6 protein-coding genes and 2 pseudogenes are annotated in these 17,497 nt (G+C 61.9%); 5 read left to right on the top strand and 3 right to left on the bottom strand.

Features of this window, described 5'->3' with window-relative positions; genetic code table 11:
• Positions 1–41 precede the first annotated feature (41 nt).
• Genes OUO20_RS05500 through OUO20_RS05510 form a run of 3 tightly spaced genes read left to right on the top strand, consistent with a single transcriptional unit; the run spans position 42 to position 7,563 of the window.
• Positions 42–3,782 (top strand): neuraminidase-like domain-containing protein, encoded by a 3,741-nt coding sequence (locus OUO20_RS05500; RefSeq protein ID WP_268002992.1) that lies wholly within the window; start codon positions 42–44, stop codon positions 3,780–3,782.
• A 26-nt stretch (positions 3,783–3,808) separates the two neighbouring features.
• A complete protein-coding gene (locus OUO20_RS05505) occupies positions 3,809–4,351 on the top strand; it encodes a hypothetical protein (RefSeq protein ID WP_268002993.1) in 543 nt (180 codons plus the stop codon).
• Positions 4,312–7,563: a hypothetical protein gene (locus tag OUO20_RS05510; protein ID WP_268002994.1), complete on the top strand. Its 3,252-nt coding sequence runs from the start codon at positions 4,312–4,314 to the stop codon at positions 7,561–7,563. Before OUO20_RS05505 ends, OUO20_RS05510 begins: the two co-directional genes overlap by 40 nt.
• 1,712 nt (positions 7,564–9,275) lie before the next feature.
• On the opposite strand, the pseudogene OUO20_RS21630 reads toward OUO20_RS05510, so the two are convergent.
• Positions 9,276–10,402, bottom strand: a pseudogene (locus tag OUO20_RS21630) (IS30 family transposase).
• 1,225 nt (positions 10,403–11,627) lie between these two features.
• Complete coding sequence (locus OUO20_RS05515; protein WP_268002995.1) at positions 11,628–13,367, bottom strand: hypothetical protein; 1,740 nt, start codon at positions 13,365–13,367, stop codon at positions 11,628–11,630.
• A gap of 286 nt (positions 13,368–13,653) precedes the next feature.
• On the opposite strand from OUO20_RS05515, the pseudogene OUO20_RS21635 reads away from it, so the two are divergent.
• A pseudogene (locus OUO20_RS21635) lies at positions 13,654–13,983 on the top strand (bacterial transcriptional activator domain-containing protein); the annotation flags it as partial.
• Between the two features lie 229 nt (positions 13,984–14,212).
• Here the strand turns inward: OUO20_RS21635 and OUO20_RS05520 are convergent.
• On the bottom strand, positions 14,213–14,476 hold the full coding sequence (locus tag OUO20_RS05520; RefSeq protein WP_268002996.1) for a hypothetical protein: 264 nt from the start codon (positions 14,474–14,476) through the stop codon (positions 14,213–14,215).
• A gap of 1,527 nt (positions 14,477–16,003) precedes the next feature.
• Between OUO20_RS05520 and OUO20_RS05525 the strand changes: the two genes are divergently transcribed.
• On the top strand, positions 16,004–17,158 hold the full coding sequence (locus tag OUO20_RS05525; protein WP_268002997.1) for a hypothetical protein: 1,155 nt from the start codon (positions 16,004–16,006) through the stop codon (positions 17,156–17,158).
• Positions 17,159–17,497: the final 339 nt, after the last annotated feature.

Raw genomic sequence — 17,497 nt, forward strand, 5'->3', positions numbered from 1 at the left:
AGCAGGACCACCCGTATGGGGAGACGTTTGAGTTCGTCAGGGTGGCCGAGAAGGTGAAGGACAGCGGGCTCAAGACCGAGGACGTCGACTTCCTGCTGCGCCGGCGCTTCGACGAGGCCGGACCGCGGGGGCAGGACCGGCCTGCGGTGCTCGCCCTACTCGCCGCGCTGGCGGACGGGATCCGCGGGATCCGCAAGGAGCACGCCGTGCCCGCGGATCCCCAGGCGATGACCGAGGAATTCCTGCAGCAGAAGCTGGGCCTACTCCTGTCACCGGTAAACACCGAAACGGTGCTGCGCATGGTGCGGGGAGGAAGACGTCGACGCAGCGTCGACGAAGGCATTTTTGACGACGTACTCAAGAAGCACCAGGTGCGCCAGGCCGACGAAGCCGGCTTCCTGGACGCCGGGGACTACCCGGCGCTGTTCACGCCGCTGAAGCTGCTGAACAGGATCGAACCGGGTGATACGCCACAACAGATCGAAGCCAAGCGGGCCGAGAACGAAACCATCCTTGCGGAGAACCGTGCCAAGCTCTCGGACCGCCGCAACCGCCTGGGCGCCGCGGTCCTACCGGTGCTGCAGAACCGGCTGAGCCGCCAACTCGCGGTGCAGACCCTAGCCGGGGAGACCGGCGAGGAGCCGGCGCTCGTCGACCGACTGATTACCGATACCGCGCTGCTGTCGATGGAGGTGGACGGTGTTCCAAAGCGTCCGATGGTCGACGCGTTCACCGCAGCCGCGGACGAAGGCGTCCAGGCGGATTTCTATGTCGCCGCGGACGGCAGCGCCCCGCGGCAGGACACCCCGAAACGCCTCGCAGGCGCCGACACCGCCCTCCGGCCCGCCAAGAGCGGGAGCGGGCAAGTCCTGCCACCGGCAAACAGCGCCCGCTTTGACGGCTTCCTCGCCGCCCGGGCCACGGGACCGTACCGGTTCTATATCAATCTGGAGAAGACGGGCGCGAAGGCCCGGCTGACCTTCGAGCACCTACCGAACCCACACTTCCTCGACAAGACGGCGGCGGGCGCGAACGCGGAGTTCGGCGTCGAGGCGAAGGAATACACCGAGCTGCAGGCCGCCGTGCCCTACCGCTTCTTGTTCGAGCTCGATGCGTTGAACGGGGGCACAGGCCGCCTCACCGTTCAGGGCGAGACGACCCCGCGCGGGCCACTCGCGCAGCTGGCGCTGTACCCCACCACCGGGCTTGAGGCCGCGGAAGCGGCACACACCCTACTCCGCGCGGCGTTGGAGCTCCTTGCCAGCCTAGGCCTGACGCTGCGCGAGATCGCGCACATCACGGCCAACCCGGCAGGCTGGGGGGACGTGAACCTCAGCGACCTCCCGGCAAAACCGATTGGGGACAACGACCCCGAGTCGACCGCGACGACGAAGCGCTTCTGCTGGTTCCTGCGCCTGGCCGAGTACGCGGTGCTGAAGCGCGAGCTCGCCGGCGGCACGGAGGCGCTGATCGACGTGTTCGAGGCGAACGGCACGGGAACAGCGGACCGGCTGGCGAAAGTGTACGAGCGCCTCGGCAAGCTGGCCCGGCGAGACCCTGCCACGGTGCAGGCCGCGGCGGAGACGCTGTTCGTGGCGGAAGAGCGAAACTTTGCCGACGACCGCCGCCTCCTGCGCCTTTGGGAGGCGCTCAAGCTCGTCGAGCGCCTGGGCGCACCAGCAGCGGCGATCCAAGGCTGGACGAAGATCGCAGCGCCGACGTCCGGCCCCGGCGCACCAGCAAACGACGCGCGTTTCGCGATTGCCCGCGAGATCAAGGAGACCGTCAAGGCGCGCTTTGACCCGGCGACCTGGCAGCGGGTTGCGCAGCCCATCTTCGACAGGCTGCGCAAGCGGCAGCGGGACGCCCTGGTCGCGGCCGTCATGCACCGCCGGCAGCTGTCGCGTCTGGAGGAGCTGTATGAGTACTTCCTAATCGATCCGGGCATGGAGCCGGTCGTCCGGACGTCGCGGATCCGGCTGGCGATCGGATCGGTGCAGCTGTTTATCCAGCGCTGCCTCCTCAATCTCGAAGGGCAGGTACACCCCTCCGCCATCTTAAACGTCCAGCAGTGGGACTGGATGAAGCGCTACCGTGTGTGGGAGGCCAACCGTAAGATCTTCCTCTTCCCCGAGAACTGGCTGGAGCCGGAGTTCCGCGACGACAAGACGCACCTGTTCAAGGAGTTGGAGTCCGCGCTGATGGAGGACGACGTCTCCGCGGACAAGGCGGACGACGCTTTTCTCGCTTACCTGAACAAACTGGCCGCGCTGGCGAAGCTCGAGATTGTGGCGATGCATCTGGAGAGCAAACCGGATTTTGCCAAGAACACGCTGCATGTTTTCGGCCGCACGCACAGCACTCCTCACAAGTACTTCTATCGTCGCTGCGCAAACCGCATGTGGACGTCGTGGGAACCGGTCAGTGCCGATATCGAGGGTGACCATCTGGCGCCGGTCGTCTGGCGCGACCGGCTCTACCTGTTCTGGGTGACCTTTTTGGAGAGCGGCAGGCCCGAAGGCGCCGGGCCAGCCAACGCCAGCGACCTGACCAAGCTCCCGGTGACAAAACGGGACGTCGAAGCCCAGCTGCACTGGAGCGAATATATGGCTGGCGAGTGGCAGACCCACGAGTCGGGTGGTTACCAGGCACCCAAGGAGTTGCGGGTGCGCGCCGAAAAGCTCGACACCTTCGACCCGCAGACAGTGTTCGTGCATGTCGCCGTCGTGGAGCCGCCCGACGTCGGCGAAGAGAGTGCGGCGAACCTGCAGGACGCCGGCGTCTACATCACCCTCGGCAACCCCATCAACAAGGCCTTCTATCTGGCCAGCCGGCACAGCGCACCAATCAGCCGCGGCGCGTTGGCCACGCCGACGGTCCCGTTCGGCGTCGACACCACTGACGCCCGACGCCGGCCGACGTCGTACGTCGGCGCGGGCGCCAAGCTGACCGTCTCCTTCCGCCAGCGCATCATCACCGGGCCGGGGCAGCCCGGGGCGGATGTGAAGCCCGAGTCGCCGGCCATCCTCGGCACCACCGGTCCGTTCACACTGCTGCCGGTCAACAACAGGATCACCCTGGGCGTGGCGACTGACGCGATGGTGGCCGCCCAAGGCTCGGAGGAGGAGCAGAACGACGTGAAGAAGGCGCTGGAGACAAGCGTCGGCGAGATCGAGTCCCTCATCAAGCCGGTCTTCTTCCAGGACGGACACCAGGTGTTCTTTGTGGAGCCGGAAGTGACCGAGCGGACCATCCAGCAGTGGGAGGAATGGGTCACCCGCACGCCGGTGCCGGAACCCGAAGCGCCCATCTGGCACCTGGACCCGCACTTCTGGGAGGAATACGTAAAGCCGATCTACCCCGTCCCGGAGGTCGTCAACCCCCTAGACCCGCGCGTGAAATTCCCTTTCAACAAGTCGCTGATCGAGCCGAAAGCCAACATCGACTGGATGGCCAACCCCGGCACCGGCCTGCTCTTCGACGGGCAGATCATCGGGAGCCGAGGTCTGGCGCCGGTCAACGTGATCCGGGTCGGCGAAGTGCCTGCGCTGACGGCCCAGGGCGCGGCCATCGTGAAGGTGAATGCGGGCAGCGGCATCGCTGCCGATGCCGTGGTGGTTGTGCCCGGCGGGAACGTGGAGGCCGAGATGGGGCTGACCCAGCTCACCAAGGGCATGAACATCGTCGGCAGCGCCGGCTTCAACGCCGCGCTGCGCCAGAACGTCGATTCCTTCAAGAGGGAAGGCCTGGGCGGCCCGGCCGGCCGTGGCCCCACGCGTTGAGGCGGGAGAGCATTATGGATATTGAAATGGCAGCCACAGGCCGTGCCATGCACGGGATGCTGGACCGCGAGATCTATTTTCACCTCAAGCGCTACGTGGAAACGAAGGAGATGAAGCACTTCGTCGTGCAGGAACGCGATGTCTCCTATCGCTTCTATACGCACTACCACGACTACGTCACGGTGCTCGAGGACCGTCTCCGGCGGCGCGGCCTGGCCGGGCTGCAGGCCGCGGACACCGAGTACCTGCCGGACCGCGAGTCCCTGCCCGAAAGCGTCGAGTTCGCGCTCGGGGCGGACGCTGGGATCACCATCCTGGAGCGGTCGGGCATGACGCTGCGCGCCACGACGCAGGCACGGCTGCCGGACGGGACACAACTGGAGCTGGCACCGTCCGTGCACCTGCATACGGCAGGTGCCGCGGCAGCGACCGCGCCGCACGGGCTGCACGCCACGCTGGTAAAGGGGATGAAGAACACCCCCTTCCCGGCGAATCCCTCACGCTGGACGCGCAGCCGGCGTTCCTCTTCGTGGATACGCCCGTCAAGCTCACGGCCGACACCCAGCTGATCCTGTTCAACGGGCTGACGGCGACTGTGCCCGCGGGGACCGAGGTGACACTGGCCCGCGCGACGGAATTCCCCGTCGCAGCAAACTCCCAGGCCACTATCCTGAAAAGCCGTCCACGGCCCCTCCTCTACGCCAACGCGATGGACAGGTACAACCCGACGCCTCTCGTGCAGCGGCCCCGGCCTGTTCGCGACCTCGACTTTACGAGCAGCGGCGCGTACGCCGTCTACAACTGGGAGCTGTTCTTTCACGCGCCGCTGATAACGGCGATCCACCTGAGCAAGAATCAGCGCTTCGCGGAGGCGCAGCGGTGGTTCCACTACATCTTCGACCCGACAGACAGCAGCGCCGGCCCGGAACCCGAGCGCTTCTGGAAGGTACAACCGTTCCAGACCACCGACGTGAAGAAGCTCGAGGAGATCCTGGTGAACCTCGCCACCGGCGCGGACGCCACGCTCCAGGCCGAGACAGCCAGCAGCATCGACGCGTGGCAGCGCGCGCCGTTCCGGCCGCACGTCATAGCACGCTACCGGCAGCAGGCGTACATGTACAAGACGGTCATGGCGTACCTCGACAACGTGATCGCGTGGGGCGACTCGCTCTTTGCACAGGACACAGGGGAGGCGATCGACGAGGCGCTGATGCTCTATGTGCTGGCCGCCAGCATCCTCGGCCCGCGGCCGCAGGCCGTCCTGCAGAAGGGGACCATGAAGCCACAGACGTACGACAATCTGCGCAAGGACCTTGCCAAGCTCGGCACCGTGCTGCGGGACGTCGAGTCCGACGCACCGTTCGATCTCATGCCGCTGCCCGCTGAGGACGGAGCGGTGAGCCCGCAGACCGGCGCGGTGCGCAGCCTCGGCAAGGCACTGTATTTCGGCGTCCCGCGCAACGACAAGCTCCTGGGTTACTGGGACACCGTCGCGGACCGGCTGTACAAAATCCGCAACAGCCTGAACCTGCAAGGTGTGTTCAGGCAACTTCCGTTGTTCGAGCCGCCCATCGATCCTGCCCTGTTGGCCCGCGCCGCCGCGGCCGGGCTCGACGTCGCTGCCATCGTCAACGGGTTGAACCAGCCGCTGCCCCTGGTGCGCTTCCCCGTGCTCCTGCAGAAGGCGGTAGAGCTGGCCCAGGAGGTGAAGGCGCTGGGCGCTAGCCTGCTTGCCAGCATGGAGAAGGAGGACGGCGAAGCACTGGCGCTTCTCCGCGCCAAGCACGAGAAGGCCATCCTGCTCCTGGTCGAGCAGGTGAGGTACGCGCAAGTGCAGGAGGCGGTCAAGTCGAAGGAGGGGCTGCAGGCGTCGCTCCAGATCCTCTTGCAGAAGTATGCGTACTTCGAGCTGCAATTGGGCAAGACGCCGGAACAGATCCAGGCGGCCGTGCCCGCGCTGGTCGGCCTGGACCGGGCTGGCCTGGAACAGATGAAGCTGCAGGCCGAAGAGGGCGGGATGCCGGTGCGCGACATCGAGGTGGACATTGAGACGGACGCTTTTGCCCAGGCAGCCGGGTTCCTTAACGGTGGCAAGCTGATGAGCTCGCACGAGGTGCGGGAGACGCTGTTTCTGGAGGGTGCGCAGCTCGCCTCTGACATCGCCAATATCATTAACACGGTAAGTTCCGTCGGCCACGCTGTCCCCTCGGTTCAGGTGCATGTTCAGCCGTGGGGCCTGGGAACTACCGTGGAGTACGGCGGCGTCAACGTGGGCAACGCCGCGGGGGCAGTAGCGTCTGCGGCGCGCGCGGTAGCGGAACGGCTGAACTTCGAGGCGCGACGCGCAGCCCGCATCGATGGCTTCGCGCGCCGGGAGCGCGAGTGGGCCTTCCAGAGCAACCAGGCCGCTGGCGAAATCACGCAGATCTTCAAGCAGATCCGGGCCGCCGAGATCCGCGAGGCCATCGCCGACCTGGAGCTACGCAACCACCGCGAGCAGATAAAGCAGGCCGCCCAGATCGAATACTTCCTCAACGAGGACGGGGCCAATAAGACTGGCAAGAGGACCAACAAATCCCTCTACGCCTACCTGAAGCGCGAGGTCAAGGGCCTCTATGCCCAGTGTTACCAAATGGCGTTCGACGTCGCACGAAGGGCCGAGCGCGCGTTGCAGCACGAGCTGGGCGATGCGAGCCTAGCGTTCCTGCAGTTCGGCTACCTCGCCGGTAAGGAAGGGCTGCTGGCCGGCGAGCGGCTGTTCTTGGACCTCAAACGCATGGAGATCGCCTTCCTCGAGCTCAACCGCCGCGAATACGAGCTGACTAAGAACGTCAGCCTGCTGACTGTGAATCCGCAGGCACTACTTGAGCTGCGCTCCACCGGTCGCTGCACGGTGACGCTCAAGGAGGAGCTGTTCAACCTGGACGGGCCAAGCCACTACTTCCGCCGGATCAAGAACGTGGCGGCCACCGTCCCCTGCGTGACCGGGCCGTACGCCAGCGTCAACTGCACCCTCACCCTGCTCAAGAGCAGCATCCGCAAAACCGGGACCCTGAGCGAGGGCGAGTACGCCCGCACGGACTCTGAGGACGTCCGATTCGAGGACTACTACGGCAGCATGCAGTCGATCGTGACCAGCCACGCGCAGAACGACGGGGGACTATTTGAGACAAACCTTCGCGACGAGCGCTACCTGCCCTTCGAAAACTCCGGGGCGATCAGCGAGTGGCAGCTCCAGCTGCCAGCGGACCCGGCCGCCGGCGACCCAACGCAGTTTGACTACGACACGATCGCCGACGTCGTACTTCACATCCGCTATACAGCCCGCGAGGGCGGTGACACGCTCGGAAGGCCGGCGCTGGCTGACATGAAAAGCAAGATCGACGAGGCCCAGGCACCCGGCTGCACAAGGCTTTTCTCGCTGCGCCACGACTTTCCCGTCGCGTGGGCCGCGTACAAGGCCGCGCCGAAGGTGGCGGACACGTTCCGTCCCATCACGATTGAGCTGACTCCGCAGCACTACCCATTCTGGAGCCGGACGAGGGCGGGTGAGCAACGCGAAGTTAAATCCGCCGTCCTGATCGCGCGTGGCGAGGGTGCGCTGCAGGTGGCGAAACCGGACGGGTCGAGCCCGGATGACCTGGGCGCGTTTGCCGGCGACCTGAAGCGCACGGAAATCACCACCAACGCGCCGACGTTCACCGGCGAGTGGAAGGCCGCAATCACGGCCGACGGCGTCAAGGATGCCTGGCTCCTGGTGCAGTGGGGAAAGACTCTGTAGCCCCGGGTCGACGACCGCTTCGGACAAGAAATACCATTACGACGGCGCAGACCAGCTCCCAGGATCACCCTAAGGGCGATAGCATTCCAGGGCACCGTTACGGCTTGGGTTGCATCCAGGATATGCACGGACTCCAGCGTTGCCGTGTCCCATGTGACGCTTACGTATTTGCACGACAGGATCGGCGCGAGGGCCTGAATGGAATTGTTATCAGTGCGCTTGAAGCATAGGAAAAAGAGCTGCAGGGCTTTCGTGGCAACCACTATGCCTGGTGGGGACGGGCGGATGATTGACTTCAACAATAATAGGAAGCATGCTTATCTTGCAAGCTGCCGAAAAGGGCTGCTGCCCCGTAGACATTTCGATGATGAGTTGGACGATGGAATGCAATCAGGAGCAGCGTGCTGTGGTGTCGGTAATCAAAACCCTCGCCTGCAGATTTCCCGGATACTCCCGGACCCCTACTTTTCTTAAGGAGAGCTCACCCTCCGGACCGCATCTTGCAGTCGATGTGCGAATTCTCAAGAGAAGCGGGCTGAGTTGGCCCGGCTGCTCACAAGGGGCCTGAGCCGAAAACTACAAACCGCCATGTGTAAGCAACTCGCTGAACGCTACACGATCAGTGGGCCAGCCACTCCGTGGCTCGGTAACGCTCGCGTAACGCCTCGTTGCCATCATGGAATTTATATCCTTTAAGTACTTCTAAAATTGGGGAGGGCGCATAGGATGGATGCACTTTGGGGGTTCTTCGGAGTACTTTTGGGCGGTGTCCTCACCCTCGGAGGGAAATTTCTGATGAGTGACCGAGAGGCCGCTGAAGCTGCACGAAACGAAAGAAAGTCGGCTTATCTCTCACTACTAACTTCTGCCCGGAAACTCCGATACTTGTCTCGCGAAGTTTGGAATCATGAATCTGCTGAATTGGACGCAGAACGCACACAGCTTTCTGCGGCGAACTATGAAATCGAACTGCTAGCTAGCCCGCAGGTGTCTTCGGCCGCGGACCGACTGCGCAGAACTACCCTGGACTACTTGAATCTTGCGCGGAAAAGCCACGAACACGAGGCAGAAACGACGGGTCATGACCTCCTGGACGAGAAAGTAAATGCACGTCGGAAGGCACGAATGGCGAACGACGCGTTCATAGAAGTTGCCCGTTCAGATCTCCAACGGAGACTAAGGTCGCCACGCCGAAGGGTTCGTTCGCCTAGCGTGGAGACACCAAAACCTCCTCGGTCGGTAGAAGCTAAGACGGGGTCCGTTGGTGCTGACTGACAGATCGCGTCAACATCCGTAGGTTGTTGCCGAAGATGATGCTGCGACGTCGCGCTGCAAGCACTACTTCTCGTGACTGCTGCCGATCATGGCGTCTAGCCTGGATCGGCGCACATCCACCACAGGGTGGGCGCGGCCACCCTGTGGTGGGACCTCATATCTGATTAGTCACGGTCCCCGGCCACGACCCAAGAACAGGTGATGGACGGCGTATGGGCAATCCGGCCCTTGCTGGCTGGCGGACGTCCAGCGCACCTACACACGGGTATCTTATGCGGGTGGAAGATACCTTCAAGTGCCTACGAAGAGTGACCGTTCCGATCGCCCTGGGGACGTTACTTGCGTGAGCGGAGTCGTTAACTTTCCTAAAGCTGTCAGCGCTGGTCGAAAAGTGAGCCATTTCGCGGGCGGCGGAGTTCAGCGGTCGTTGCAACGATTTATGGTTTGGTCGAAGGTGAGACCAGTCTAGTCAGGTGCTCCAATAGGCTTTGCCATCCGAGGATTTCACGTGGTCGCTGATTGAGTTCGGCGGCGTCGCGGGTGTGGACGCTGAGATCTGTTCCCTTCGGAAAGTATTGGCGGAGCAGGCCGTTGGTGTTTTCGTTGAATCCGCGTTGCCAGGGCTGGCTGGGTCGCAGAAGTACACAGGGACGAGTGTTTGCCGCGTGAAATCCTGGTGGCAGGCCATCTCAGTGCCCTGATCCCAGGTCAGAGATCGGCGTAGATGGGCCGGTAGCGGTCCGATCGCTTCGGCCAGTCGATCGCGCGGGTTCTCAGCTCCGCGGTTACCGGCCAGGTGTACGAGTACGATGAAGCGCGTGGTCCGTTCGACCAGAGTGCCGATGGCAGAGCGGCCTCCCTTTCCAATAATTAAGTCCTCTTCCCAATGCCCTGGTACTAGTCTGCCGATCGCATCTGCCGGCCGGTCTCGGATCATGACCATGTCCGGGAAGCGCCTGGTTCGGTGTTCCTTCCGACGACGCGGCCGGCGACCGGTGCGTCCGGTGCGCAGGGCTACTGCTGGATCCACGGCCAAATCCAGGCTCCGCGCCCGTACAGGGCTTGATAGACGGTCTCCGGGACAACGTGCATTTCCGGTTGTCCAGGGAAAACGGCGCGCAAGCGGTTGCTGATCTGACGGGGACTCCAGCGCTGTTTCAGGTGTTCCCGCACGAACTGTTGCAGCACTGGGTTCGACATGATCTTTCCCGTCCGCTGGCGGCTCCGTCGACACTCGGCACTCCGCTGGGCCGTGCGAGGACGGTAGTTACCGAGGCTCGTAAATGTTCCGGCGGATTTCCCGGCTCACAGTCGATGGACTGCGCCCGAGTTCTGTGGCGATAGCGCGAATGCTCCGCTCTGCATGCAGGAGGTCCGCGATCGTGATCCGTTCCAACTCGGAGAGAAACCGGGCGGAGATAACCGCCGCCCTCTGATGCGAGATGGGCGCAACCTTCTTGATTTCTCCGGACTTCAGAACAACCGAGTGGCCAAGCCGCCATCGCGTCCCCGAGCTACGGCTGATTCCCACAATCCGGCTCACTTTTCGACCGTCACCGACAATAGCCCGAAACCAAGCCTGGAGCAGACGTCTTCAAGGCCTGCCCGCAGATCGGCCGCTGAAATTGGCGGAGGGACGCCTGCGTGAGTGAGTGCATCTCTGGCTCGTTCAAAGAGGGCGATGGAACGACCCCGGGGCGTACTTGACGAACATGGACGAGCCCGTCCAGCGGATTGGTTTTCGCTGGTCGCATCAAGCAGTTCTTATCACTGTGCGAGCTTGTTCGGTGGCTGAATGCATTGCGATCGCCTGTAGGGCTATCGAACATCTCGAACGATATCGAAACGAACCCCCTGTTCGTCATCCTTCAAGACGACAACAACTCCGTACCTGGGGGTCCACTTATCCGATACGAGGAAGTATCGGCCACCGGTCCGCTCGAGCAGTCGAAGTCCGCTGTATTCAAATCCAAAGTCAGTGGTTTCAGTGTGTTGGCGTGCTTCGACTCCGGGCGCGATGATGTTCAAGGAGCGAGTGCTATGGACCACTACCCTCGGGAGCGAGGGTATTTGGCGTTCGAAAGTTCGCCCCAATTCAGTTCCTTCGACGGTTGCATAATTAGCAGCGGTTGAAAACAGGGCCACGCATACGAGCGTCCCCGCGCATAAGCGCAACAAGTGGATGCGTGATTCGGACATTGGAGTATGTCCCGGCAGGGCGCTTTTCAAGTGAATTGAGTACAGGAGGAGGAGCAGCCCTGCAGCTAAAGCGAGAGGAAACGCGACGAAAGCGAAAGCTGGCCAAACTGACCTCATCGACCAGATGCCGAGCGGAAGAAGCACAATGCTGGTGGGCAAGAGTTTGGCAGTCCAACTGAAGACCGAATCCCGCGGTCCTTTGCTTACCACTCGCATCTCAAGCCACTGGTCGGCCACCGCCCATAGTAACCCTGCAACGGCAACTACGATGAGCAAGATCAAAACCGGCCGAACACTGCGGAGCATGTACTCCACAGGTGTCATGCCGAGTATGCTCTCGTCGATGCCTAGACTCTTGGCCTGCACCTCACTGCGGACCCAGCCGAAATACACCAAAAGGGCGCTCAGGACGCCGACGTTGCCTAGCCCGGCCGCTATGCGGCGTAGAAGATCGCCGCGTTCTTCACCAGCCTTTTCAGCCCCTCGCAATGATAAGTCCGACGAGCTCCTGCGAGCGGGCTCGCGGAGACTGTGTGCGGCATCCTGTCGGTTACCGAAGGGACGGCGATGCCGGAAGGGCCTGCTCATAATCAGTTCGTCGGCGAGGAAGAAGCAGCGGGGTCATCTGAAGGGACGGGAAGCTGAGCCGATTCGCTAAGAGGCGTCGTGGCACCGCCCGGCGCAGGGCCGTTTATGCTTTCGTCGATGTCGAGTGTCAGTGGGTCATCGAGTGTGGGGTATTGGCCACGGTATGGTGGCGCTAGGCCGCCAGCACAGGGGAAGTCGGCGCGGGGTTTTTGCTCAAGTACGCTCCTCACGGATTTGTACAGGTCGCATTCGGCAACGCCTTCGGGGGCAAGCCCGTCCAGGCCGTAGACATCGCGCGCGTGCTCGAAGTATTGCCGGCCACCGGCGATGTCACCGAAACAAATTCTTATCCCGGCAGCAAAAAGTACTACATTCCTGGGGCTGCGAAAGCCGAAACGGGCCTCCGAAAAAACGAAGTCCTGACCTTCCTGGCACCCTCTCCTCAGGCTGCCGTAGGCCGGCCCGTCGTTTCCTGTGACGCTGATATCGCTTGACGGCAAACCCCACTCATAGACCACAGGCGGCTCTTTGCCGCTTGTGCTTTCGTCGATGTCGAGTGTCAGTGGGTCATCGAGTGTGGGGTATTGGCCACGGTATGGTGGCGCTAGGCCGCCAGCACAGGGGAAGTCGGCGCGGGGTTTTTGCTCAAGTACGCTCCTCACGGATTTGTACAGGTCGCATTCGGCAACGCCTTCGGGGGCAAGCCCGTTCAGGCCGTAGACATCGCGCGCGTGCTCGAAGTATTGCCGGCCACCGGCGATGTCACCGAAACAAATTCTTATCCCGGCAGCAAAAAGTACTACATTCCTGGGGCTGCGAAAGCCGAAACGGGCCTCCGAAAAAACGAAGTCCTGACCTTCCTGGCACCCTCTCCTCAGGCTGCCGTAGGCCGGCCCGTCGTTTCCTGTGACACTGATATCGCTTGACGGCAAACCCCACTCATAGACCACAGGCGGCTCTTTGCCGCTTGTGCTTTCGTCGATGTCGAGTGTCAGTGGGTCATCGAGTGTGGGGTATTGGCCACGGTATGGTGGCGCTAGGCCGCCAGCACAGGGGAAGTCGGCGCGGGGTTTTTGCTCAAGTACGCTCCTCACGGATTTGTACAGGTCGCATTCGGCAACGCCTTCGGGGGCAAGCCCGTCCAGGCCGTAGACATCGCGCGCGTGCTCGAAGTATTGCCGGCCACCGGCGATGTCACCGAAACAAATTCTTATCCCGGCAGCAAAAAGTACTACATTCCTGGGGCTGCGAAAGCCGAAACGGGCCTCCGAAAAAACGAAGTCCTGACCTTCCTGGCACCCTCTCCTCAGGCTGCCGTAGGCCGGCCCGTCGTTTCCTGTGACGCTGATATCGCTTGACGGCAAACCCCACTCATAGACCACCGGTTTAGCGTTGCCCTCGCTTCCGCCGGTGCTTCCGCCGTTGGTGCTTCCGCCGGTGCCGTCGCTTCCGCCGGTGCTTCCGCCGGTGCTGTCGCCTCCGCCGGTGCTTCCGCCGTTGGTGCCGTCGCTTCCGCCGGTGCTTCCGCCGTTGGTGCCGTCGCTTCCGGTTGCCCCGTCGCTAGTATCCCTTGTGTCGGAACTGTCCGTGGGAACATGCTGGCTGTCGGCACCCGACTCCCTCGGCGGGGCTGGTGGGGCGCAGCTACAGCCTGAGACAAGGGCGGCAAGTCCGAGGGACAGAATGGCTGCCAACCATGCCCGATGGGTTTGTGAACGGGTGCGATCCTTGTGCAATGCCACCTTGTAACCTCCCGGTCTCCACAAGACCGATGTTGGTGCCAACCATGCAGGGCGGGCGTTACTGGTGCGTTACTGGTCCCTTTAGGTTCCGCCATCGCCTGCGTGGGGCTCCTCGGCCGCCGGCACCGGAGCTTCCTGGCCGGCCTGCTGTGGCGGAAAAGCAGCGTAAGCTGGGCTGCCGGAAACCTGCGCACAAGCGATCTGGTGTGTCTCGCGCTCCTTCCCACACCTTCTGCACCTTGGGCCGGACACCCTTGAGCTTGAGGCGTCGGTGTGCGTCGATGTGATGGCCCTGCGGCAGCAAGTTTCGTGTATCAATGAAGAACCAGAAAGCCATGTTCCGGACACGTACCTGGACCATTTGAGCTGGGCGGACCTGCTGCCGGGCTGGTACGACGACTGGGTAGTCTTCGAGCAGGAACGGCTGCGGCAGCTGCGCCTAAGCGCCCTGGAACTGATGACCCAGCGGTATCTTGCCGCGGAGGAACCTGGTAGAGCCATCGTTGCCGCCTTATCCGCGACGGCCATCGAGCCGCTCCGCGAATCGGCCCATCGCCTTCTGGTGCAGGGGCACCTAGCCGCGGGTAATAGGGCAGCTGCAGTTCCGCGCCTACGCCATGTTTGCCGACAGGCTGCAGGCAGAGCTGGCCGTCCAGCCTTCTCACCAGTTGACCCAGCTTGTGGCCACGTTCCATCCTCTGTGAAGTTTCAACCCGACAGAAATGGCTTCACCCCTGCCGTAGCAGGCTTTGGGCAGTACACTTTTAGCTTCCGGGAGGATCGGGAGCCGCTGTTCCTGGACGCGTGGCACCGGCACATTGCCCCAGACTTATCCCTGCACACCATCACCAGGCTTCAGTACGGATTAAAGCTTCGAACTCGTCGTCGGAGTCGCCGCGGGCAGTATCGACTTGTTGGACGTTGCGTCCGAGATTTCCAGGCATGCGGTGCCCCGGTAGTCCTCCAGCGCCCCGAAAGGAGGTGTGGTTACTGTCCACACTTTTCGTCTCGTACTGGGCCATTTCGTTGAGCTTGTCCAACTCGGCGGCCGTGTCGTAGCGCAGGTAACCCACCAGCTCCCGGCCTTGGGCCCAGTTCTTCTGCTCCACGTGCGCTCCGTCATTCTTGTTTCCCGGCCGGGAGTGGGTGAAGGTGATCTGGTGCGCGTGGCAGTGGGCCAGCAGGTGTTCGTTGATGAACTCTGAGCCGTTGTCCGAATCGTGCCGGTGATGGGGAACGGGAACAGGGCGGTGACGTGCTCAAGGGCCTCGAAGACCCATCTGGCGGCCCTATTCCGCACCGCCCGGTTCACGGTCTACCCGGTACAAACATCGGTCAGCGTCAGGGTGAAGCAGAACTCGCCGAAGCCGTTGCCGCCCTCGTGACCGACCAGATCGATCTCGACAAAGCCCGGGACCGCGTCGTTCCCATTCGGCCCAGGTGCGGACCGGGATCTGGGGTTTGAGCAGCGTGCCCGGATTGGTATGGGACCGTCCCCTCGGGATCAGTCTGGCCCGTTCCCCGGCCAGTTTCCGGTCGATGGTGCCCGCGCTCATCCGCATCAGCAGCCCGGCCTGTTCCTCGGTGATGTCAAGCTCTCCATCGCGGCGCAGCACCAGCAGCATCGGGGCCAGCAGCCAGCCGGCCGGGGCGCGCAGCACTTGATCAGCGCCGGCAGCAGGTCCGGACCAAAGACCGGCGTTCTGCCCGGCCGTGGCCTGACGATCTTCGGGACCAGGGCATCCAGCAGCGCCGCACGGGCATAGTCGCGGTGCCATCCGGTCCGCTCGACCAACTCGTCCAGGATCCGGGACTTCCCCGCTCGGTCAGCGGTCTGATACGCCATGGCCTTCTTCTTCGTCACAGCTTGCGCTGGGCCATCGTTAGCTCCATGAAAACGGGCATAGCCCGCAACCGCCGCCAACACCCTCAACCACGCCGCTACGCGGAGGTATTCCAATGAGGCAACGAATCCGGCTACGCCGAGATTTTCAATGAGTCAACGCGCTCTATTGACATCCCCAATTGCTCGGGCCAAGATGCTAAGTTATTCCGTTCGATGATATTGATGTGGCGCTGGGGGACATCGGATTGGATCATGTATGGCCGGTCGCCAGAGTGTGCACGTCGTCCTGCTTTCTCTTTCAGAATGCTTCCGCCCGTCTGAGGGTCGTGGGGGCTTCGCCCAATCTTTCACTCAACTTTTCAAAGTGCGAATCGCACTCCGATAGGAGTGCGTGCTGCGCAGGTCGCATCCGATTCAGTGGAGCAACGTAATGAAAGCAAAGCCTTATCTGGAACTTACTCTCGCCATCCTATTCGTAGCCCTGACACTCGCCACGATTGTTTGGCCTATGTGGATTGAAATGCTCACAGGTTGGGAGCCCGACGAAGGCTCAGGTCAGCTTGAGCGCGTTTTTGTCGCAGTCTTTGCGGGGCTAGCCGTCCTGGCTATATCGATGGCGCACAGGGACTTCAGGCGCGGGGGCGACGCCAGCAGCCAATTAGCAACATGATCGACTTTCGCTTTCTGGAGCGTCGTCCGGCGCTCACATCTTGTCGGCGACCAATAGCCATGTGCATAACGGGCGCCTTTACACGAATGAAACTGCCGTTAGCTGTTGTAGGAGTAAATCATGCCTGCCTTTTTCAGTGATGATCTACCTGTTCTCCAAGAGAATGCTGGCGTTGCCCCTCCTTTCCCCCATGCCCTTTGGAAGAAAATTAGCGAGTCACAGTTGGGCATCGCCGTGAAGGACCCGGACGGGCACGACATTGGTATGGGCGCAGCGAAGAGAAGTTTTGGGCCCTTCTCAGTTCCTGGATACACGCCTGTGGACGGCAAGAAGCACACGTTGGTCGGAGAGGTCGACCGATACGCATTCTTCAACCCCGCGGGTAGTGGCGCCGAGGCCGATTTCAACATACTGATTGCGCCCGATCCTGCCTACATGTACATCTTGGATGATGTAGTAGTCAAGATGACGAAGAAGGAGCGGGAGGATCTGCATGCGCGCACCCGCGGACCCTCAGGTTTTTGCGTCGAATGCGAAATTACGCCGGACGAGGCTTACTACTCCAATCCCTGGTTTCCCAATAACAATGACAGAAAATCACCCTTGGTAGGGAAGAAGCTTGGTCTGTACGGGCCGTGGGTTGGTGATGGCGGGCATAGTCGGCGTCCCGAGATCCATCCCTGTGAAGTTATCTGGTGGAAACGACGTTCAGGGGCGATTTTCGGGGTGAAGCACGATGAGTGGCGCATTCTTGTCCTGCAGGACGACTCGAATCGGTTTGATCGAAGCGGCGACTATGAAGCGCCGGGTGCTAAGCGACCTTGGAGCGCCGTCCCGCGTAGAGCGGAAATAGTGCTGGCACTGGAGGTGCCCCGTGGAAAGACGACTACTTTTACCCTTGACATCGCCCGAGGCCGCCATGAGCACGAACACCCGAATGAGCTTCGGAACATCTCTCGGAGCCTTCCCGACAACACGACGGTGATTGTATCTAAAGAAAAAATGTCGAGGCACGGAAGAATCAAGGCACGTCTCAGCCACACCATAGGGGAGGACCCGGCCAACGGCTTCCTGAGGCTGTTCCTTCACCTCTATGTCCAAGTTGGGATCGGCGATCGCGGCGACGAGGGGTTTGCTGAGATCGTGGTGAGTTCGACCGCGGTCGGTACTCCATTCACCCGAGTAGTGACGAGCAATCGGAGGATCGGGGCAGACACGCCAGCCGTGGCTCCAACTGAGCAGCCAACAACCGCTCAACCTGGTGGTGGACGGTAGGCATAGCCCGGGCCAAACCCCCTGCATCACCGAATAACCAAGACGCGTTTTCAGCATGTTAGTTGCAATCGGTCTTCTGCTCCAAGCCTATAAGTCTTGATCTTTAAGCTTTCACGGCCGATTCTGATGCCATTTATAAGGCTCCGCGGGATCCACACGAAATGAGGCGGGATCCACACGAAATGAGGCGGATATGCCCGAAGAACATGTAATTGCCACTACACGCAATGGCGAACTCGACGGAGTAAAGCCGGACGAAATCAGCCAAATACTGTCCAAAGCATGCAAAAAGGGCAAGCTTGTTATCCATATACACGGTGGGCTAGTGAATAAGGCTGC

It is taken from the genome of Arthrobacter sp. FX8 (assembly GCF_026723805.1).
Taxonomy (GTDB): domain Bacteria; phylum Actinomycetota; class Actinomycetes; order Actinomycetales; family Micrococcaceae; genus Arthrobacter.

Excerpts from the sequence above, each read along its gene's own strand:
- OUO20_RS05525 (WP_268002997.1), top strand. The coding sequence starts at position 16,004 with ATGCCTGCCTTTTTCAGTGATGATCTACCTGTTCTCCAAGAGAATGCT.
- OUO20_RS05505 (WP_268002993.1), top strand. The coding sequence starts at position 3,809 with ATGGCAGCCACAGGCCGTGCCATGCACGGGATGCTGGACCGCGAGATC.